The organism is Paenibacillus sp. sgz302148 (assembly GCF_056120465.1).
Genome location: NZ_JBVYOJ010000024.1, coordinates 55,268 through 75,016, shown reverse-complemented (window position 1 = coordinate 75,016; position 19,749 = coordinate 55,268). Strand labels below are relative to the sequence as shown.

Genomic DNA, 19,749 nt, shown 5'->3' with positions numbered 1-19,749 from the left:
ACAGTTACTCATATGTGCGATCATCTGCGTAAATGATTCGCTCAAGATGGATAATGGTGCCGAGATATCCTAGTGGTGTGTCTTTCCATTACGGTACTTCACGTAAATAGACAGCTGAGGCACATAATCGGTAAATCGGTATAATTCGTGCAGCACGCTGGGAATAGCGGTTCGACATCTTGAGCTTGCCGCTGTGATCCCTGACTTCCTCAATGACGCCTTTGCGGCTCTGGGTAGAAGTGATTTTGCGGATAAAGTTACGCTCCTCGAATTCAAACTACCATTTGAATGACCTGATACAGCTCGCTCATGGTAAATTCCTCAGGTAGGAACTCCGGGCAATCGTAGTCGTTAGCATTTTCCTGCGAATCTGCTCCAAAGCGTCTCCGAAAATCAGGCGATGATCGATCGGGTTCAAGATGACGATACGGCAGGATTCACTTCATGTTACGGCCTGTAGTTTCGCTTCACTCCAATTGGAGCTTTTCACAGGGCTTCATCCTTAGGATCTCACCACCAGATGCCTTATTTATTACCGAGTTGTTCCGCCAAACCGATTAGAAGTCCTTCATTTCCACGAATGTAGCAGAGCCGATACGAGTCCTCGTACTGAACCACTTCGCCAACGAGCTGAGCACCATGCTTAGTGAGTCTGGATACCATTTCGTCAATGTCTTCGACGGTGAACATGACGCGTAGATAACCGAGGGCATTTACAGGAGCAGTTCGGTGATCTGATATAGTAGGTGGGGTGAGAAATCGCGAAAGTTCAAGTCTGCTGTGGCCATCTGGGGTAACCATCATAGCAATCTCTACACACTGTGAACCCAGCCCGGTTACGCGACCAGCCCATTCACCTTCGACAGTAGCTCGCCCTTCGAGCTTCAAGCCAATCTCCTCGAAGAAAGAGATTGCGTCGTCAAGGGATTCTACAACGATGCCAACATTGTCCATTCTTAGTAATTTGTTTTTTTCCATAGTTTTATCTCCTTATGTCTACAAATTTATTACCTGATCATCTTCATATTTATTCTATCAACAATTACTAATTCCCTCCAAACGATTAACATCTTGTCACAGTTCATGATAACAAAGAGAAGTCACAGTATAGTAAAATGTGAAATTTGGTTTTCGGATATGTCAAATTAATTTTTATTCTACGAAATTCAATTCGTAATTACCGTAATAAGATCGTTTTACGTAATAAAATTACGTAGATCCCCCTTTTCTAAACTCCTAATATTTTTATACTTTAACAATTCGGAGTTGCGATATTATCTCCTGCTTATTATTTTTGATCATTAAACTAGATTGCCCGTTACTTCAACAAATGAAAAAGGAGCTGCTCAGCGCAAGCTCCTCCACTTTCGTTTAATACAGTAAAATAGAGGGACAAAATATTAGGTATAATAGTTCATATACAAATTGTGGTAAGGGCGGCAGTTTCAAACCTTCTTCCGGTTATCATTATTCCTCCCTAATTCTCATCAATACTATTTCTCTTGGAGGTCAGCAGGAAGTCCTTCCTCATTTTGTATTGCCCCACTCACGTTCCCGTTACTTCAATAACATTGCAATCTGACTTACAACCTTCCATCCCTCTTGCAAAGCTCATTTAACGGCGCGTTGCTCCGCTAAATTCATGATCCCAATTGTTCGCTCCGTGATACAGCGCCTCTGGCGCGGCGCAGCAGCAACACACCTAAGGCGATCGTAAAGAGGAAGCAAAGCCCTGCAACCAGCGGCAGAACGGACCATTCCATAATCGCGGCACCACGCAATGTTTGCCATCCGATCGCGAGCAGGCCGAGAACGTAAGCGATTCCCGTCAGGTGAATCCCTCTGCGGCGAATGTGGAGAGCATTGTCGGAACGTTCCGCAAGCCAAGCAATCAGGGGCATCACTTGGAGCGCATGGAACCCAAGGCCGTGCAGCCAAATGATATTGCCTTCCAGGCCGACTGTACGGCCCTGGTTCATTGAGATCCAGATACCGGCTGCGAAGCTCAGCATCACCGCCGCCATCGAGTAACGGATGCCAACGATCAACTCGGGACGAAGCTTATAGACGCGCTGCCGAAAAAACTGAACCGCCAAGTACACGTATAAGACCACCAGCATCAGCGCAACAAAGGCAAAGAGATTGCCCACCGCACGGTCGAAGGCGGTTCCGTCCATGACGAACCGCGGATTCACGCCGCGCATATTTTGCACCGTCTCCGCCGCATACGAATACAGTGTCAATCCGATGTAAACCCTCCGGAAGAAAGCGCGCGCCTTTTCGCGCAGCCCCGAAAAGGGAAGGATCGCCGCCGTGGAGACGATGAAAATCCCTAACGCCGCGTCGAACGAGATCGCCTTCGTCACATCGCCGTACGGAGCGACCTCCCCTCCCCAAATCATTACCCACATCGCGCATAGCGCGGCCAGCGCGAAACCGAGCAGTCCTGTCAAGACGAGTGCTTGCTCCCCTTGAAAAAAAACAGGCTTCGATTCCGATCCTCCCAACCGTTGATTCCGCATGCCGTTCACATTCCTTCCCTACAGAGATTTGATACCTTTATTCTACAAAGTGGAAAAGAAAGCCTTAACAGGCGCGGGAATGAACTTGATATCGTGCGGAGGCACGGTTGGCTTTCATACCGAGGCATGGTTTGGCAGCTGGACTTAAGTCGGAACGCAAGGCAGGGTGCAATCAAAAAAGGCCGCGCGCGGCGACCTTGACATTGGTTTTTACTCTTTAATTATTTGGATTTGAAGGAACTGCTCTTCTCAAATTACTGTTACGATTTATATACTTTTCCCGAATGTAACGAAGGTTCTTTTCTAATATTCCGTCCGCCAGCAAAAAACGACTAAAATCTAGTTCGGCAGGATCTTGTCGTACATACCTTTCATTCCGTATTTCTAACTCTTAACACAAGCGTTTCAGTTACAATATAGCTGCGTAATCCTGGCCGTTAGCTCAACGACCTGGAGCAGGCACCGCGGTGCTTGCTCATACTTCACAACTGTTTCCATTTAGGTGAAAACCTTAAATTCCATTGATCTTTCTTTAGTCAAAAACAAGGCGAGATCATGTCCAACTTGCACATAACTACCTGGTTCTACTTGCTTTCCTTCGTAGAATATTCCTCTTCCGTCAGGAATATATCCCCGCTTAACATAGAGCCGTTGTGCATTTCCGTAATCATAGTAGAGTCCAACACCAATTCCAACAATTCCGTATTTGTCGAATGCAATTTGTTCAATGGCATCCATTAATGCGTTGCCGATACCCCTTCGACGTAAAGTTGGGACGACATCAAAGTTATTGATTTCTGGAACTCCTTTTTCTACGAAATACGGATAATTGGATTTAGTTAAAAGATGCAACCATCCAGCAAACTTCCGATCGTATACGGCTATAAGAGTAATTCTTTCTCCAGATAAATTCTCTTTCCAGCACCTTTTTATGTAGTCCAGAGGTTTTCCAATATTGTGCTCTTCAAGTGCTTGGAAAATCAAATTAACATCCTCGCTGTTCATTTGTCGGATTTGAATATGAGCATTCACAAAATATTCCCCCAATATATAACTAAGAAACATTATACGAATTGTACCATATTGCTTTTGGGTCGGATCTATTATAAACAAACTTTACTGCCATGAGTATTTGTTTTGCATAAGAATCCCAGTCTGCTTTTTTGCAAAACTACGATGTAGATAGGAAATCAATCTATTTAATCCATGTTTTAGAGCAAGTGACCAGAAATTGAGTGATTATCCCATTTGAGAATTAAATGTGTTCGCCACAGAGTACCTATTTAAAAATACGATCAATTTGGTTGATTTCTTCTTCTGTCAGGTGGACGTCTAATGTTTTTAAATTATCCAGCACTTGCTCTGCTCTTTTTGCTCCGGGAATGACAACATCAATTGAATCATGTGTTAAATACCAAGCAAGGACTACATGAGCAACTTCGGCATTTTTTTCATTTGCAATTTTACGGAGCTGCTCCACCTTTTCTAGATTTTTTTTAAATTTATCGCCTTGGAAGTGAGGCATATCTTTGCGTAGATCATTGAATGTCATATCCTTATTGTATTTACCGGCCAGCAAGCCTGATGCTAGTGGAAAGTATGGAACAAACGAGATATTACTCTCTGACGTGTATGGAAAGAATTCTTGTTCCGCTTCACGCTGCAGCAAACTGTAGTTTCCCTGTAATACATCGACATAACCATCCTTATTTGCTTCTTTCAATTGCTCAAGTGAGAAGTTAGAAACGCCAATTGCTCTAATTTTACCTTCGTCCTTTAGCTGTTTTAAGACTCCAACCGCCTCATCTTTTGGTGTATCCTGATCTGGAACATGAATATAGAATAAATCTATGTAATCTGTTTGCAGCCTTTTCAAACTATCTTCAACGGCTTGTTTTAAAAAAGCAGGCGAATTATCCATGGCAACATCATTGCCGACAAGTGTAAGGCCGCCTTTTGTTGCAAGGACGAGTTCATGACGCTTTCCTGCTTCTTTTATCACTTCACCTACTAGTTCCTCTGAACGTCCTGTTCCATAAAAAAACGCTGTATCTAAAAAATTCACTCCATGGTTGATCGCAGCCCGCACCAAATCTTTTCCTACTTCTTCATTTAAATTAGGAAAAATATTGTGCCCACCTACAGTGCTTGTTCCAAGTCCGATTGGATTGACAACTAAATCTGTTTTTCCAATTCGTGTTTGTTTCGTCATTCTCTTCAACTTCCTCTCATTTTTAATCATCTTCCATATTATTAAGGATCCACCTACTTTCCATTGTGGTTCCATACATTAGGTCCTTTGCTTTATTTTTTGTTTTATCTCATGTGCTTTTACTATAAGACATTACGCAACGTAAGGTGCAAGAGGAATATAAAAATAAGTAATCTCCAAGTGCGGAAGATGAAGAAAAGCCGTCAATCCATTTAGGGGTCACCTCACGATTCACCAAACGAGGCAACTCATTTATACTTCATACACAGGCTGGGGTGTCGAAGGACCGTTTCTTAAGCAAACCAACAACGGACGGCTGGAAATTCATGAGGATCGCAGCGAAGATGGCTATGAGATGATGAAATTGGCGCTAGAGCATCATCCGGAACATTTTTCCACTTGGTGCCTTGACAGCTCCAACTTGGCGCATTTACGGGAAAGGTAGATGGTCCTGCAAGACCGTATGTGGTTGTACATGATAATGATGCATTCAACCAGTACCACGGTTTCCTGCGAGATTCGGGTGTGGATGTATCGGATATATGGATGTATTCAATGTATTCTTGTGGAAGTATCACATAAAGCAGTCCAAGAATGGAACAATACAGTCTTGGACTGCTTTTTTCTGTTATTCAACTATCGTTATCCGTTTGTTTGGATCTATATTTTTACGGTTGCCAAACCTCCCACAAATTACCGTCAGGATCGGAGAAAGTTATGTTTGGTCCACATGTTTGCCGCTGCCCTATAATGTTCACCCCGTTTTCTTTGAAGCGTTCGAATAGCTCTTGGATACGTGGAGTAACGAAACACACCACTGCATGGGGTTTTCCGCTGTCCTCTGACCATGAAAAGCGTATTCGACCGCCTTCTTCGTCCGATTTGTGAAGGAATAGGGTTGGTACATTTTGATCGGGAAAATCCAAGAATGCACCAGTCATATCAGGTTCGGTCTTATCGCCAGTGAATTTGCATCCTAAATTTGTTTCATACCACTCAATGGCCCTATAGATATCACTTACTGGTACGTAAATATTACATATACGAATGATGTCTTCCAACTTTTCATTTGCATGCACCTCTTCATTAATTTGCATTTTCTTATTTCTCCCTTCTCTTTAGTTTTTGTGACTTACATTTATTTTGATGTCACATGATGTCGCAAGCCTGACTTACTGAAAAAATAAATCTCTATAAATAATTTCGTTTCTACTATCACACTATCATGCCAGTTACTTCAACGAAAATGATCGTAAAACACGATATCAAATGCATGTTCGGGATGCTGAAGACTAAACTGATCCAATGTCTCCAAAAGCTTTTCTAATGCTTCTGGATCAGATTCACGTAGCTTAGCATGTTCAACAATCTGAATTCGAGAATGTCTAGCACCAGGTGCATCCTCAATGATTTTTGCAAAAAATGTGTCAATATCGCATTCAAAGCAGCAATTATCAAATTGCAATCTTTCCTTCCAATTGGGACTATCGTTTCCTTGAGGATTCTTCCTTACCATTACCTGCAGATCCCAAGCACTATACTTGTTACCATCCGGGTCGTAAAAACAAAACGAAACCCCACATCCTCCATCATCAATCAATTCATCAACCTTCACACCCTCTTCTACTAATGAACGGTGCAAATCATCAATGTGATCTACCGCAAATGAAATTACATTCATGTCATAGTCAGGACCAGCCCATTCATCCGTTTTAAAATTTAAATGGGGTTTTTCTTTCGCTTTAACAAACATGAGTGTTCCAACACCAAGTTTCATCCATCCATTATCATTGATTCCAAAATGCCGAGCAAACCATTCTTTTGTCTTTTCTGGATCGGTTGCGGGTATATAGATGCAATTTACTTGTTTCAATTTCGGTTTCCACGCTAGTTCCTTCCAATTTGATTCGCTCATTTTAGGTTCCTCCATTGGCATTTTAGTTGAACATGTACCCTCGTTAGTTTGCATTTTCTCATTCCCTTCTCATTTCACAATAGTGCAAAGAATTTGATTTATACATTTACTTTGATGCCATATGAATTGGCAAACCTGACTTACTGAAGAAATAAATTTATTAAGGAGATTCTTTTCTACAATTACGCTAAATTGCCCTTTAATTTAACAAAAAGTGGAGCAGTTGCCGCGGCATACTGCTCCACTCTCGTTCCTCTTTAGTTTAATACGTACTTGAAGCCACGCCCCAATAGACATTTTTCCATCCGACTAAACCTAAAAAGCACAGTCTTATTCTATTAGTTCTATTGCATGCTCCGGATGTTCTTGATTAAACTGTTCTACTGCCAATTTAAGCTCCCTAACCGCCTCTGGATCAATCTTGCTCAAATACCAAGGTACGGATGCCTCATCATAAATAATTTGAACTTGTCGAAAAATTTCATGGCGGCCTTCTAATGCATGTTTAAAAAATGAATCAATTTCAAAAACAAAATAAAAAGAAATTTGCAGCACAATTCGGTCTTTCCAATTCGGGCTCTGCTTAAATTCAGGCCTCCCGTATACTTTTATGGCTCCCACAGCGCGTCCGGTGGGGAGAATAAATACATCTCTATTATCAACTGGCTCCATAGCGTCAGTGTCGGTCGGATACCAATCACGCTTTATGATTTCGAATGAATGATTAGAGTGTTCCAAACTATACTGATCCAGGGTTTCTAAAAGAGATTGTATCCCTTCAGGATCAAGTTGGTGTAATACGTTATAACCCGGAATCACGATGCGCCGATAGTTATAATCACTTTTTGCCACTCTCGCTAAAAACGAATCAATATCTTCTCCTGCTAGTGTATATTGTTGTTTCCAATCAGAACTGGCAGACTGAAAATCTTTATTCATCATCGTCTGCAGTTCCCATATTTCCATCCTATTCCCATCCGGATCGTATAGATCGAAATTCCGCCCGCAACCGTCTCTGTCAATGATATGCTCAACCTTCTGTCCCTGATCCAGCATTCGTTTGTGCATTTCTTCAAGACCCTCTACAGCAACATTGACGTAGGCCCGAGTTTGATGATAGGGCTTATTCTGTCCCATATCCAATGCTTTGTAGAAGCGAATTTCTTGTCCTTTGGTTGATATCGGCCACCCTGAATCATTTAACTCTAAACCAATAACCTCTTGATACCATTGGCGCGATTCTTCTGGGTTCGCAACCGGCAAAAATAGAGTGGTTACTCCGATTAATGCCGGAACATCGTCTCGTAACGATTGGGTTACAGTATCTGGATGCTGCCAAACTTGAAACTTATTTCCTTGAGGGTCGGTAAAAACAAAAGTTACGCCCATTTGATCGTTCTGCATCGGCTCGATAGCAACGTCAGCCTTCGACAGTCGTTCGTATAACGCTTCGATACAATCCGTTTCAAATCGAACTGAAAACATTTCATAAGATTCACCCGGAAAGTATTCATCCGTCATGAAATTACAATTGACGTTTGAGGGCGACCCTCTGAAAATCGCGTCCAACCAGTAAAGACCATGCTTGCGTGTACTAGAAGAATTGAAATGTTCTTTATACCAGTTTTCCAATGCTTGCGGGTCGTCCGCCGGCAGATACAGACATGTGAATTGATGGAATACAGATGTAGTCGTAGCTGGTCCCATAACCTTAACTGATTCGATTAATTCCTGTTCATTTTTTTCTAAACGTTTTGCTTGGTTAATCATCTTCACCGCTTTTGGAATTGTAACCGGCCTATATACTTCCGGTGTATCCTTACGTTTAGGCAATTGACTCATTTTTTCCCTCCACAATTATGTTCGCAAAATGACCGGCACATAACACTTTACGGTCATCGATTGCTGAAGATCGGCCTTTCCCTCGGAACATGTAGTTGGTCTGTAATGCGCGTACCAAAGGCGATTTTCATCCGGATCATAACCATCGGATGTTCCAAGCCAGCGGTAGATTCGCTCAAGTATGCCGGAAAACAAGCCGCTAGATATTGCCGATAAACACGCATACAAGCCGCCTTCCAACCGAGCCGCCCGGTGCGCATCCTCAGGTAAAGGAACAAAGCAATCCGGCGTTTGAATGTACAGTTCGAACGTATTCTTTTCTCCTGGCGGGAAACTACAGCTCATGAATACTTGTAGCCGGCTATCGCCAACAAATTTATTGCGGATTAAAAAATCCGCTGATTCCCCATCAACCAGTTCCACACAATCGGTTCCTTCGGCACGAAAGGCGGTTACCTCAATAGGGGGTCGTTCTACAATCTCAATGGCTTCGGTAACCTGACCTCGCCTTACGGGAAGGTAGAGCTTTAACCGTGCGATCCGGCCGTTGTATTTTTGATATTCTTCCATAAAACCGTGCTCCCCGAGAGCAAATGTACTCCGAGGCAGCCATTCCGATAGTAAACGATTCCAAGCAGCAACGATAGCGGAGCCGTCCCCCATAGGTGTTCGGGTAACCGCATAAAGACCGCTAGGCAGTTCAATGAGTTTGAAAATCGGATGCTCGAAAAAGTGCAATCTTTCGCTGACAGCGACCATTTGGTAACCAAACAGGTGCGGACTCTCTTCAAAATCGACGTTCCATCCAAAAAGTCTGAATTGATTTATATCCATATGGCTGTCAATTAAGAGAGCTTGAAACTCGGCGATTGCCTCGTCTTCTATTCCTTTCTCCCGTCTGGAGGTATGCAGGTAGCCTATACCTTTGAATGGGGCAAGACGAATAACCTGTACTCCTGGGTATCGTTCAGATACCTCTCGTTCTTCAAGATAATGAACGCGTTCATATAAATCGATGCGTTCAAAGCTATAAATCAAATCGGATTGACGGTATTGCCCCGGGGTCAAGCCTGTGTTTCTCTTGAATGTTTTAATGAAAGTCTGATACGTTTCAAAACCACAATTAAAGCCAATCTCGATCATAGGAAGGAAAGTATGACGGAGAGCAATTGCAGCCTCGCTTGTTCTTCTTTTGCGTATATATTCTTTGATGGGGTGACCAGTCATGGCATAAAACATCCGGTACAGATTTGGCAATGACATTGACGCCGCTTCGGCAATCTGATCCAATGCAAGAGACTCATGAAGGTGTTCTTCAATATAATCAATCCCTCGTTGAACAATCTCAGTCGTTTGCATCCCGGCCCCCTTTAAGTTTCAAAAATAATCTAAACAAGAGGAATATCTTGTGACTATCATAGCAAACATTTCCTTATGCCGATTATCTTTTTTTATCAAAAACCGTTTAAAATTTGTAGCCGATCGCGTTGATTATTCTGAATTCTTACAACCACTTTCTCCGGCTTCTGTTTGCAAACTGTTGAACGAGAACACCAAAGAGGGCTGCAACAGTCTACCCATCGGCAACCTATCACAGCCCCCAAACCCGCGTCCGACGCGGCCTCTTGGCTTTTTACTCGTCTCCCGTCGCAATCGGATTTTCACTGTACGAAATCCAATCGCTCCAGCTTCTTATCCCCCCACGAATCCCCATGTTCGGAGGGTTCCGAAACAAAAAAATGGGGTTCGGAGCAGCGCGGCGGGAATGTCTCGGTGGATATGCCAGCGCCCATGTGCAACGTCCTCCCTTGGCTACGATTGGGAGGACTTGTGGAGCAAGAAGCCTGTGAAGGACGGGGCTGGCGAAACAGTATGGTTTGAACTGGGGCGAAGTATACCCCTGTGGCTGGTTCAAGCCGAACGAAACGCCAACAAAAGGCCAATTGATAGCACCCCAAAGGGTGAGGGTGGATGGACTGGTTGTGGGCGGATATGGGTTGTTTGCAAGTTGTTGAATGGTTGTTGGCAGACTTGTTTACAACCCGGTTCACATTGAATTAACGTCTCCCATTAGTTGAGCAAGGCTGCCAAACGATTTGAACAGTACCCCTTCAAGTAGACAGTAAAAATAATAAAAATCAATAAAACGGCCTTGGTCCTAAATTCCATCGGACTGAGGCCGTTTAATTTTGCTTGTAACCGTTCGTTATTGATTTAAGCAAGAAAGCCTCAGCACGATAATGCCGAAGCTTTTCTGGTCATAACTTGTTTTGTTTTCTCCAATGGAAACTACGCCTCATGCCAGAAGCGACGTAAATTATCCATGCCGATCTTGGATCCGGTCTTGCAATCCTCCATGCCCTCAAACTCCAATGTAATATAACCGTCATATCCAGAATCCTTGATAAGCTTGACGATTTTACGAATTTCAATATCCCCGTGACCTACAATGGAACCCCTCAGGTAATTGCCGTTTGAAGTTTTGAACCACTCGCCACCTCCCGGATTCTGATCATAAGGGCGGAAATAAAAATCTTTAAAATGAATCAAAGAAGCGTATTGCAAATTTTTCATAACTCCGATAATCGGGTTTTCGTCCACACACATGAAATTTCCGACGTCAAGCGTCGTTTTAAAATTGGGGCGATCAACGGCTTTCAGAACCCGCTGCACTCGATCGCTTGATTGTACGCTGAAACCGTGGTTTTCGATTGTCGTGGTAATGCCGAACTGTGCCGCGTAATCGGCGATCAAACGGCTACCCTTGACGATCAGCGGCAAGCTGTCCTCGAACCAGGCAATACTCATATGTTCAGGCGGCAGCGTAAATGCAGTGACGTCATGACGCATATGGAGAATGCCGAGCCGGTGAATGAGATCGACATGCTGCTTCAGACGGGCGACCTCTTGATCGAATTCCTCCTCTGACGGCTGTACAAAATTGGCGGGCATCGAATAGTTGGACAACTCGATGCCGACCGCTTTTGCTTTCTCCCGAACCTCATCCGCCAACTCGAGGTTATCTACAAGCGTAAAACCGTAAGGGACGATTTCCATATGTTCTCCGCCGTTATCGGCTATCCACTGAATGGCATCGAGAATGGACATTTCCCCCGATTTTATTGCATTTAACAAGCTGTACGAACTCAAACCAATTTTCATTTTTCGCACCTCATTCAAAATTTTATTTCGTCCTGACACACCGTTTACCAATTATCGCCCGGAAGTTCGACTTAACCGATGTTCATCCGCAACAATAAATACGATATTTGGTTTCAAGATGACACTTTTTCGTGCCTTGCTTTCTTTAGCGATATCAGCCAATGTGTCTATACAAATGACACTTTTATCATAGGTCACCATTTGGTGTCGTGTCAATGATTAATGGCATTAACCTGTACCGAATAGCTTTATTAAGTTTTATCGTCAGCCGAGTTCCATTCCAAAAAAGAACGATACAAGGGTTCCAGAGCTTCTTCAGTTACCAATTTGTGATACTCATCAATAATTTTATGCTCTAGCACTAGTTTTTGTTGTTTAGGAGTTAATCTGCTCTCCAAGTTCTTTTTCTCCTTTTTTATATTGCTAAAAAAATCGATGATAATCGAAAGCCTTTTTTCTTATTTATCGCAATACTGGATTCGTTATGACGATTGACCGTCAGCCAAATATGGCTTAGGTCTCGGTCTTTCCACAGTTGCTCCAGGAATGACATCGCTTGGCTGGCAAAGCCGCGTCCCCGGCACTCCTTTCTGATATAAAACTTGCTCAGGAAGAGCTTTCCCTCATCTTGAATCTGCTCCGTAATTGCTGAAACCGATTGGAATTTTTCGATCATATAATCAATCTGCTCGATCGTAATGATGAATACATAATATTCGCGCCAAATTTCTGCCGCCAATTGAGTAAGCTCGGCGATTTCTTCCTGAGCTATCGTGCTTAATAACCACTCGTGGTACATTCTATTGTGAACTACCTACTCGACTTGTTTAGTTTTTTCAAATTCATAATCCCGTTCGACCTTGCAAATTCTTGTTTTATAAGTGAGATACCAATCAGATATACCTTGTCTTTGAGCGACTAAATGTCGTTCGTTTTCTTTCCATTTTTGGATAGCTACTAGAGACTCCCAATAAGACACAGTAATACCCACATCTTCCCTAGCACTTTCTACGCCGAGGAATCCAGCTTGGACCGATGCTAGTTTCACCATTTCATCTGCCATTTCAGCATATCCGTTATCCCCGACAGTTCGCTCAGATGTAAAAATCACTGCATAATAAGGTGGTTTTGGCGTTTTAGCAATCTCACTCATCACTTTACCTCCGTTTTTTGTTATATAAACATTACTACATGATAGTACTAGATGTATAGCTAGTTATGCTCTCCTGTCCGTTACTTCAATGACTGGAGCAGGTCGCCGCGGCGACTGCTCCAGTCATAATCATTTCACTAACATCCCCGTTAGCTCGAAAGGCTAGGCCATAGGACAAGCTCAAAATGCTCTGCTCGCTTACCTCCTCCCAAGAAAATAGGATTAAGAAGCAGATGACACTCGTCTATCGTACAATGCGCTATTTTAAGGATAACAATAGTAACACTCCGGACAAAATTATGCCCGCGATAGCACCTACCTTGGTTACCAAAAAATAAAAATCGGAAGGTTCGGGATCAACAACCCATAGTCCGTACGATAAGTTAAATAGAAATCTCTGAAAAGATTCTTTTCGGAACAAGCACCAACTAAAAAAAGAGGACAAAAGTGACAAGATAAATATAAATATATTTCCTTGTTGCTTATGATATTGGTCATACGCTGCAGTTACTAGGGTGCTCGGGTGATAATACTCTTCGCTGGGGGAAAGTATCCTTCCATTGTTCGAATACGCAACAATGCCAAGGACAAGTTCGCCATTTTTATCGTAAGCCATAAGAAAGCCGGAGTCGTTGAGATCTTCTACTGTATAAGTATTCCCGCTAGGATATGTAACCAGGTACTTTTTCTTATACTCCGTTGATTCCAGTTCTTTGAATTGGTAGGCTTCACCGTTAATCTGTAATTGCTTATAGCCCGAATAGTGAGTGATCCGAATAGGCTCGCCGGACCAGGATGTATAAATCGTAGTCTGGGTAGATTCTGTAATTTTTTCCGCATACTTTTTGTCTTCTAGATAAAACACCTTCGTATTAAAATAGTCGTAAGCCCATATTGATGTAACAGTAACTACTACAATTAACGCAATCAGTTTTAAGGTAACGTTCCCGTTTGAGAGCTTCATTTTTCACGCCTCTTATCAAATTTATTCCTAATGTTTAATTATACGATTTTTCACCCTATTTGTTTCAGAGTTCATCCATGCGATACTTAAACAAACCAAAAAGAGGAGCTGCCCAGCGCAAGCTCCTCCATTATTGTACCCACTAGTCCAGCTCCAAAACAGTTGGAAAGCTTACTGCAGCAACACGTGCATCTGATTGAGCAGCCCCACGGCTTGGCGCTCCGTCTCAGCCACCTGCTGTAGCACCGAAATTGCATCATCTCGGCTTTCAATTGAATTCGGGTCACCGCCGGACGGAAATGGGAATCGCGAGGTTAGCTTGCCAAGCCGGGTTGCGATAAGTTCGTACAACTGTGCCGCCTCACTGCTCAGCTCTCTTATACGTGCATCAGTCGCATTACCGTCGGTCCAATCGGAAGCAAGTTCCCGGAGAAAATCGGCAGCCAATCTGCGAGCATCCTGCACGACCGCAAAGTTATACGCGTTACCAAACGGATCGATATGGCCTTCGCGAAAAGCTTCCACCCACGTTTCGTATGCGTGCAAACCGCAGACACCTCGATCGTCCGCTAACTTTTCGCCCTCATAATGCGCCAAAATCATGACCAGAGCATCACGCAGCATCGTCCGCAATTCCTTTTGTTCCCGCTCTCTAATCGTCAAGACGAATAGTTCATCCAGTGTGCTCCGGCCCAAACGGTCGTACGGCAGTTTGTCATCTTGGACACACTCCATCACATGCAACAAACGTGACTCGTCATTGTAACCATAGACGACCCCGAATTCAGGGATAAAGGAATCCCAGACGAGCGCAGGAATCCCTTTGTCTACTGAGCGTTGAGCAAGGGCAAGCGCTCTCGGGATGGACGACTGCAGCGACGATTGTGTCTGACGCATACTTTCTACATAGTCGCACGACCAACCGAGATTCCGCAGTCCGTTGGATAGTAGTTTTGAGAACGAGTAGGCCGTCGCTCCCCCGATATTTACGCCGTCGCGAATAACCGAAATCCGGAACGCGTGTCCTGTCAGTCCCATTACCATCGGCAGCGTCGGTCGTTGCTCCGTATACCCGAGCATGCGATACATTGCCCATCCCACTGAAGTCCAAGACCCCGCCTCTCCTTTTGCGTAAAACCAGTCCGAAGTTGGTAATATGTTCGTTTTCATTGTGCCTGCATCCTCCCGATCGTTCATATAGTGGTCGATGACAATACGGTGTCGCTCCTGCATCACTTTTTTCCGCGAGCGGGAAATGACTTGATATACGTTGGTCTGGGACATGCTGAACAGCTTGGCAATCTCTTGCGGCGACAATTGACCGAAAAAATGAGCCTCGAATATTTGTCGTTCGCGCTTGTTCAAGCCGTTCATTGCACTGCGGATCATCTCATTCAGTTGCATGCGCACGAGCCGCTCTTCCGGATTGACCTGCTTATAGTTTTCGTCGCCAAATGAGCGAGATAAGAAGCGCAGCACGGCATCAATGTTCGACCAGTTGCCGTTAGGGTACCTCCCATCCGGATGCGAGCGGCACAGGCCGGTGAACGGCACTTCTTTCGTGCCCCTGCTCCTTAGACGGCTATACGCCTGGTTACGGACGATCCGATGCAACCACGGCAAAAAGCGTTCAATGTCAATAAGCGAACCAAGATGTAAAAATGCACGAATGAGTGCCTCCTGCACAATGTCTTCCGCTGCGAACGGCTCTTGGGTGAATGATTGTGCGTAGCCATACATACTTCGGCGATGGCGGCGAACCAGTTCACCGAAAGCTTCCCGATTCCCCAATTGTGCACGTGCCACAAGCACGCCGTCCTCCAGTTGTTCCAACGTTTCCGGCTGTTCCAACTCTTTTTGTTCATTTTCGGATGTGATGGGATTCATAAAACACCTCGTGTAAAGTCGACATTGTATACTGACGCAGCGCTGATTGATTTTCTGACAACGGAATCCAAATTATTAAATCTAGTTTATCAGAAAAGTTTCCAGCTGCTCCACTCTTGTTCCCAGTTAGCGTAATGAACGTATTGGTTATTTGTTCCGTTAATTATTATCGACAGAATTTTTTGGAAGGATGGCTTGATCCTTACGTGACGTAAGGTTGTATAGTGAGGGTACCGGTAAAAAGCTAGCAACCAAAAAAGGGGATGATCATGCTACGAGAATGGAAAGTTGGAGAACTTGCTAAAATGGCGCCAAATCATGGGAGGAAAATACAATGAAAAAAGTAATTTCGAAAGACGGAACCGCAATCGCATTTGATAAATCCGGGAACGGACCGGCGATCATCCTGGTGTGCGCTGCATTTCAAACTCGTTCGGACCCGATGATGCCGCAGCTTGCTTCGCTTCTGTCACCCCACTTTACCGTGTTCAACTACGATCGTCGGGGTCGAGGGGATAGCGGCGACACGGCGCCGTACGCGGTTGAGCGCGAAGTCGAAGATATCGAAGCTCTCATCAACGAGGCTGGCGGATCGGCATTCGTATTCGGCATGTCTTCCGGTGGAGTCCTTGCCCTCGAAGCGGCTCGCAAGCTTGCTATCGCGAAACTGGCATTGTACGAGCCACCGTTCGTCGTTGACAATACGCGTCCTCCGCTGCCGAAGGATTACTTAAAGCAGCTCAAAGAGCTAACAACGTCAGGCCGCAGAGGTGATGCAGTCGAGTATTTCTTGACGAAGGCAGTAGGCGTTCCTGCCGATTTCGTTGCTCCGATGCGAAGCGCGCCATTCTGGCCGGCAATGGAAAATGTAGCGCACACGTTGGTCTATGATGGCACCATCATGGGTGACACCATGTCGGGCAACCCTTTGCCAGCCGAGCGGTGGTCCTCCGTCTCGATCCCTACGCTCGTGGTGGGTGGAGGGACAAGTCCTGAGTACCAGCAAAATGCGGTGAAAGCGCTCGTGGACAGACTCTCCAATGCAAAGCTCCACAGCCTGGAAGGTCAGGATCATAACGTGGCTCCGGATTTCCTCGCTCCCGTTTTGACTGATTTTTTCTCCAAGTAAATTAAAGGAGATTATAGCTACACCGTAGACAACGTTTTATTTGGACGTGTGACTTATCAAATGATGGAAAGCTTCTGGCAGACTGTACCCGCGCATCCCGTCTGGTCAAAATCGAAGTACCATACCGAACATGCTGTCTGGATCGAGAAAACAGAGAAAATTGTATTCTCCAAGACTCTGGAAAAGGTGGACTGGAACAATTCTAGACTGGTGTAGGAACATATTGCGGAAGAAATAGCAAAAATGAAACAACAGGCCGGCAAAAACATTGTGATGATCGCCAGTCCCAGCCTTGCGCAAACGTATATGCAGCTCGGCTTGATCGATGAATATCGGATTAATGTCAATCCTATTGTTGTTGGGGGAGGAAAACCCCCCTTTAATAATATCAAGGAAAGAATCGATCTTAAACTTGTGGAAACCAAAACGTTTAGTTCTAGGGTCATAGAGCTTGTCTACGGAGTGAGGTGTAGAATTACAAATTGCGGAAATATGTTGGCTGGATAGGGCTTGCTGTGATAGCGCTGATCTTTATTCAGGCGGCGGTCCTTAAACTTATGGGTGTGCAGGTGATGGTAGAAGTCTTCAACAAGCTCGGTTATCCTGTATGGTTTCGTATCGTAATTGGGGTCTTGGAAATTTCCGGATCGATTACGATGCTTATTCGGTCTTCTTCGCGTTACGGCGCGATATTATTGGCGTTGATTATGATCGGTGCAATGATATCATCGCTTGTGAAAGGGGCAGCTGAAGATGCGATCGTTCCAGTTATTATGTTTTTTCTACTCGTATGGATCGCAGTAGTCAGGGGACCTGCTCCAATGCGGTCAGATAAGCATCGGGCTCTCGATTAAAGCGTCTGCTCTAGTCCTTCGTACAAACGAGAATCCCACTCCGCTTTACGGGTAGAGCCGACTTAAACGTATGTCGGCTCTACCCCAATGCGTTCTACCAGAAAACCGGACTCCTTTATGGAAAGAGGAGTCCGGTTTTTCGATGTTATATTTATCGCTTAGCGTACGATTATTCCGTTTTGTGAGGTGACCCCTCCCTCAAAGGAGAGAGCGCCCTGATTAGCTTATTGCTGCGGTACCATGTTGTTGTAGATGTTCGTCGCGTTGACCTTGCCCTTGCTGACGTCATCGGTCGTGAAGCCGGATACGATATTGCCGACCTTGAACTCCTTCTGCAGCAGCTCCTCCGAGGGCGCGGCGGCCGTCGGTCCGTCGATGCCCATCTTCGTCTCCGGCGTCACTGTGACCCACAGATCGCCGACCTTGAAGCTCTTGCCGTCTGCGCTCACTTCGGAGATGACGCCGTCGATGTTGACGGCAGCCTTGCCTTTAATCGCGGGTTTCGATTCGCTGTCTTTCTCCGGCGCGATAAGGTTGTAGATCACGTCGGCCGTCACCTTGCCGGTGCTGACGTCCTGGGAGGTGTAGCCGGACACGATGTCGCCGGCTTGGAAGTTCTTCTGCAGGAGCTCTTCGGAAGGCTTCGCCGCCGTCGGCTCGCCGCTGCCCAGCTTTGTTTGATCCGTGACGTCTACCCATAGATCGCCTACCTTGAAGCTCTTGCCGTCCGCGCTCACCTCGGAGATGACGCCGCTGATATTGACCGCCGCCTTGCCCATGATCGGTGGCTTCGCCGTTGCGGTAGCCGGAGGCTGGGACGAAGGCTTCGTCGCCGGAGAGTTATGATTCAACGCGAGAATGCCCGCACCAAGCACCGCGCACGCCGCGATGCCGGCCGTCCACCCCATTACTTTTCTCTTCTTCGCCAATTCCATGTTCATCCGCTCCTTATGATTCATCAATTTCTTATAGGTTGCTTCTTGGAAATCCTCGCTGGTCTTCAAATGGGACATCGCGGACTTATAAACAGACTTCTTCATCCTCCCATGCCTCCAATCTTCTCCTTAAGGTGCGTGCGCCCTCTCGCAAGCCATGTCCCAACCGTGGCGGGTTTGGCCTCAAGGATCGTCGCGATCTCCTGGATGGAATAGCCTTCGTAATAATGCAGATGGATCGGAATCCGATATTTCTTGTCCAAGGCTAGCACGGCCTGCAGAACGTCGCTTTCTTCCTTGGGGAGGTAGCTCAGGTCTTCGGGAACCGGGTTGCGGCTTCGGAACCACCCGGCCTTCAGCATATTTTTGCTTTTATTTATGGTCGTTCGAATTAGCCATGCTTTTTCGTGTTCGCCGTTTTCGAATACGGGGTGCTTCTGCAAATAAGCGAGGAAGACATCCTGCGCTACTTCTTCCGCGTCCGCCGTGTTCTTCAAGTAAGCGAAGGCGATCTTGATCAAGCTTTGCGAGTAACGATCCAAGGCCCGTCGCACAGATTCATTGAGCTCAAATGAATTGTACACCTCAGCACCTCCTTTCACTTTCAATACAATCGGGCGCTCGATTATTTTTCATTGGGTTCGAATATTTTTTTAGAAAATAAACTCTGCTTGACTCTAGACGAGTCGAGACCCGTAAAGGAATGCAGCCTTCCAGCAGTAAAAAAATCCCGCCTCTTAAAGAGACGGGATGCCCGCGGGTTCACGCTATTCCGATTCCGATCGCTCTGGCCAAGTCCGGGTGCTAACCCTCCTGCTCAACCAGCATTCAGGACGTAATGGGCAAAAAACATCAACGACACCATCACAATTATCATCTATCTCGTTTCCACAAATTTCAGGTTGAGGGACGTTCAATGATTTCAAATCAAAGTATATCCCATCCTATTCCGATAAAGGCGTTCTGTCGGGAATGAGATCATGTTCTTGTCACCTGACAGTTACAATCAATCGTTTGAAAAGTTTCAATCCCCTAAAAAAAGTCGACCATTCTGGCCGACTTTTTCTAGGGGATAATATACGCTCGCTTACCAGGTTTCCCTGCCAAATCTAGGGAACTGAACTGTCTTTCTTGTTCTCTTTGCAATCGAATGTTGCGGACACTTTGGTTATTT

At 45.1% G+C, this 19,749-nt stretch carries 20 protein-coding genes and 1 pseudogene; 3 read left to right on the top strand and 18 right to left on the bottom strand.

The genetic code is table 11. The features are described from left to right. Positions 1 to 69: 69 nt before the first annotated feature. From AC0LWM_RS27785 to AC0LWM_RS27715, 15 genes and pseudogenes are all read right to left on the bottom strand, one after another. Positions 70 to 406, bottom strand: a pseudogene (locus AC0LWM_RS27785) (NrtR DNA-binding winged helix domain-containing protein); the annotation flags it as partial. Between the two features lie 119 nt (positions 407 to 525). Continuing rightward, entirely contained in the window at positions 526 to 978 is a 453-nt protein-coding gene (locus tag AC0LWM_RS27780) for a VOC family protein (protein WP_474678284.1), read from the bottom strand. A gap of 662 nt (positions 979 to 1,640) precedes the next feature. Then, positions 1,641 to 2,522, bottom strand: coding sequence for a hypothetical protein (locus tag AC0LWM_RS27775; protein WP_474678283.1), 882 nt, complete (start codon positions 2,520 to 2,522; stop codon positions 1,641 to 1,643). Positions 2,523 to 3,020: 498 nt separating this feature from the next. Next, on the bottom strand, positions 3,021 to 3,554 hold the full coding sequence (locus AC0LWM_RS27770; protein ID WP_474678282.1) for a GNAT family N-acetyltransferase: 534 nt from the start codon (positions 3,552 to 3,554) through the stop codon (positions 3,021 to 3,023). A 247-nt stretch (positions 3,555 to 3,801) separates the two neighbouring features. Next, positions 3,802 to 4,734: an aldo/keto reductase gene (locus AC0LWM_RS27765; RefSeq protein ID WP_474678281.1), complete on the bottom strand. Its 933-nt coding sequence runs from the start codon at positions 4,732 to 4,734 to the stop codon at positions 3,802 to 3,804. 668 nt (positions 4,735 to 5,402) lie between these two features. Next, positions 5,403 to 5,831, bottom strand: a complete 429-nt coding sequence (locus tag AC0LWM_RS27760) for a VOC family protein (RefSeq protein WP_474678280.1) — start codon at positions 5,829 to 5,831, stop codon at positions 5,403 to 5,405. Positions 5,832 to 5,971: 140 nt separating this feature from the next. Further along, entirely contained in the window at positions 5,972 to 6,649 is a 678-nt protein-coding gene (locus AC0LWM_RS27755; RefSeq protein ID WP_474678279.1) for a VOC family protein, read from the bottom strand. Between the two features lie 330 nt (positions 6,650 to 6,979). Next, the gene (locus tag AC0LWM_RS27750; protein WP_474678278.1) at positions 6,980 to 8,491 is read right to left on the bottom strand and encodes a VOC family protein; all 1,512 of its coding nucleotides are present in this window, start codon (positions 8,489 to 8,491) and stop codon (positions 6,980 to 6,982) included. A 15-nt stretch (positions 8,492 to 8,506) separates the two neighbouring features. Continuing rightward, positions 8,507 to 9,850, bottom strand: coding sequence for a helix-turn-helix domain-containing protein (locus AC0LWM_RS27745; protein ID WP_474678277.1), 1,344 nt, complete (start codon positions 9,848 to 9,850; stop codon positions 8,507 to 8,509). A gap of 930 nt (positions 9,851 to 10,780) precedes the next feature. Next, positions 10,781 to 11,653 carry a sugar phosphate isomerase/epimerase family protein gene (locus tag AC0LWM_RS27740; RefSeq protein ID WP_474678276.1) on the bottom strand — a complete coding sequence of 291 codons (873 nt, stop codon included), beginning with the start codon at positions 11,651 to 11,653 and terminating at the stop codon, positions 10,781 to 10,783. Positions 11,654 to 11,904: 251 nt separating this feature from the next. Continuing rightward, positions 11,905 to 12,051: a hypothetical protein gene (locus AC0LWM_RS27735; protein WP_474678275.1), complete on the bottom strand. Its 147-nt coding sequence runs from the start codon at positions 12,049 to 12,051 to the stop codon at positions 11,905 to 11,907. A gap of 17 nt (positions 12,052 to 12,068) precedes the next feature. Further along, entirely contained in the window at positions 12,069 to 12,452 is a 384-nt protein-coding gene (locus AC0LWM_RS27730; protein WP_474678274.1) for a GNAT family N-acetyltransferase, read from the bottom strand. A gap of 15 nt (positions 12,453 to 12,467) precedes the next feature. Then, the gene (locus AC0LWM_RS27725; protein ID WP_474678273.1) at positions 12,468 to 12,806 is read right to left on the bottom strand and encodes an antibiotic biosynthesis monooxygenase family protein; all 339 of its coding nucleotides are present in this window, start codon (positions 12,804 to 12,806) and stop codon (positions 12,468 to 12,470) included. 259 nt (positions 12,807 to 13,065) lie between these two features. Further along, entirely contained in the window at positions 13,066 to 13,770 is a 705-nt protein-coding gene (locus AC0LWM_RS27720) for a DUF6199 family natural product biosynthesis protein (RefSeq protein WP_474678272.1), read from the bottom strand. Positions 13,771 to 13,941: 171 nt separating this feature from the next. After that, positions 13,942 to 15,657: an RNA polymerase sigma factor gene (locus AC0LWM_RS27715; protein ID WP_474678271.1), complete on the bottom strand. Its 1,716-nt coding sequence runs from the start codon at positions 15,655 to 15,657 to the stop codon at positions 13,942 to 13,944. Between the two features lie 334 nt (positions 15,658 to 15,991). On the opposite strand from AC0LWM_RS27715, the gene AC0LWM_RS27710 reads away from it, so the two are divergent. The 3 genes from AC0LWM_RS27710 (at position 15,992) to AC0LWM_RS27700 (ending at position 17,640) form a co-directional block, all read left to right on the top strand. Further along, positions 15,992 to 16,786 (top strand): alpha/beta fold hydrolase, encoded by a 795-nt coding sequence (locus tag AC0LWM_RS27710; RefSeq protein ID WP_474678270.1) that lies wholly within the window; start codon positions 15,992 to 15,994, stop codon positions 16,784 to 16,786. 222 nt (positions 16,787 to 17,008) lie between these two features. Continuing rightward, complete coding sequence (locus tag AC0LWM_RS27705; protein WP_474678300.1) at positions 17,009 to 17,293, top strand: dihydrofolate reductase family protein; 285 nt, start codon at positions 17,009 to 17,011, stop codon at positions 17,291 to 17,293. After that, positions 17,269 to 17,640 (top strand): DoxX family protein, encoded by a 372-nt coding sequence (locus AC0LWM_RS27700; protein ID WP_474678269.1) that lies wholly within the window; start codon positions 17,269 to 17,271, stop codon positions 17,638 to 17,640. The genes AC0LWM_RS27705 and AC0LWM_RS27700 overlap by 25 nt, the downstream gene beginning before the upstream one ends. A 224-nt stretch (positions 17,641 to 17,864) precedes the next feature. On the opposite strand, the gene AC0LWM_RS27695 is transcribed toward AC0LWM_RS27700, so the two are convergent. The 3 genes from AC0LWM_RS27695 to AC0LWM_RS27685 all read right to left on the bottom strand — a co-directional run bounded on the left by AC0LWM_RS27695 (position 17,865) and on the right by AC0LWM_RS27685 (position 19,492). Further along, a complete protein-coding gene (locus tag AC0LWM_RS27695; RefSeq protein WP_474678268.1) occupies positions 17,865 to 18,680 on the bottom strand; it encodes a DUF5666 domain-containing protein in 816 nt (271 codons plus the stop codon). Continuing rightward, the gene (locus AC0LWM_RS27690; RefSeq protein ID WP_474678267.1) at positions 18,677 to 19,159 is read right to left on the bottom strand and encodes an RNA polymerase sigma factor; all 483 of its coding nucleotides are present in this window, start codon (positions 19,157 to 19,159) and stop codon (positions 18,677 to 18,679) included. Before AC0LWM_RS27690 ends, AC0LWM_RS27695 begins: the two co-directional genes overlap by 4 nt. A gap of 183 nt (positions 19,160 to 19,342) precedes the next feature. After that, a complete protein-coding gene (locus AC0LWM_RS27685; RefSeq protein WP_474678299.1) occupies positions 19,343 to 19,492 on the bottom strand; it encodes a hypothetical protein in 150 nt (49 codons plus the stop codon). Between the last annotated feature and the right edge of the window lie 257 nt (positions 19,493 to 19,749).

Bases quoted from the DNA above. Each gene is read 5' to 3' on its own strand.
- AC0LWM_RS27780 (WP_474678284.1), bottom strand. From the start codon at position 978: ATGGAAAAAAACAAATTACTAAGAATGGACAATGTTGGCATCGTTGTA.
- AC0LWM_RS27775 (WP_474678283.1), bottom strand. From the start codon at position 2,522: ATGCGGAATCAACGGTTGGGAGGATCGGAATCGAAGCCTGTTTTTTTT.
- AC0LWM_RS27765 (WP_474678281.1), bottom strand. From the start codon at position 4,734: ATGACGAAACAAACACGAATTGGAAAAACAGATTTAGTTGTCAATCCA.
- AC0LWM_RS27760 (WP_474678280.1), bottom strand. From the start codon at position 5,831: ATGCAAATTAATGAAGAGGTGCATGCAAATGAAAAGTTGGAAGACATC.
- AC0LWM_RS27755 (WP_474678279.1), bottom strand. From the start codon at position 6,649: ATGAGCGAATCAAATTGGAAGGAACTAGCGTGGAAACCGAAATTGAAA.
- AC0LWM_RS27750 (WP_474678278.1), bottom strand. From the start codon at position 8,491: ATGAGTCAATTGCCTAAACGTAAGGATACACCGGAAGTATATAGGCCG.
- AC0LWM_RS27745 (WP_474678277.1), bottom strand. From the start codon at position 9,850: ATGCAAACGACTGAGATTGTTCAACGAGGGATTGATTATATTGAAGAA.
- AC0LWM_RS27740 (WP_474678276.1), bottom strand. From the start codon at position 11,653: ATGAAAATTGGTTTGAGTTCGTACAGCTTGTTAAATGCAATAAAATCG.
- AC0LWM_RS27730 (WP_474678274.1), bottom strand. From the start codon at position 12,452: ATGTACCACGAGTGGTTATTAAGCACGATAGCTCAGGAAGAAATCGCC.
- AC0LWM_RS27725 (WP_474678273.1), bottom strand. From the start codon at position 12,806: ATGAGTGAGATTGCTAAAACGCCAAAACCACCTTATTATGCAGTGATT.
- AC0LWM_RS27720 (WP_474678272.1), bottom strand. From the start codon at position 13,770: ATGAAGCTCTCAAACGGGAACGTTACCTTAAAACTGATTGCGTTAATT.
- AC0LWM_RS27715 (WP_474678271.1), bottom strand. From the start codon at position 15,657: ATGAATCCCATCACATCCGAAAATGAACAAAAAGAGTTGGAACAGCCG.
- AC0LWM_RS27710 (WP_474678270.1), top strand. From the start codon at position 15,992: ATGAAAAAAGTAATTTCGAAAGACGGAACCGCAATCGCATTTGATAAA.
- AC0LWM_RS27695 (WP_474678268.1), bottom strand. From the start codon at position 18,680: ATGAAGAAGTCTGTTTATAAGTCCGCGATGTCCCATTTGAAGACCAGC.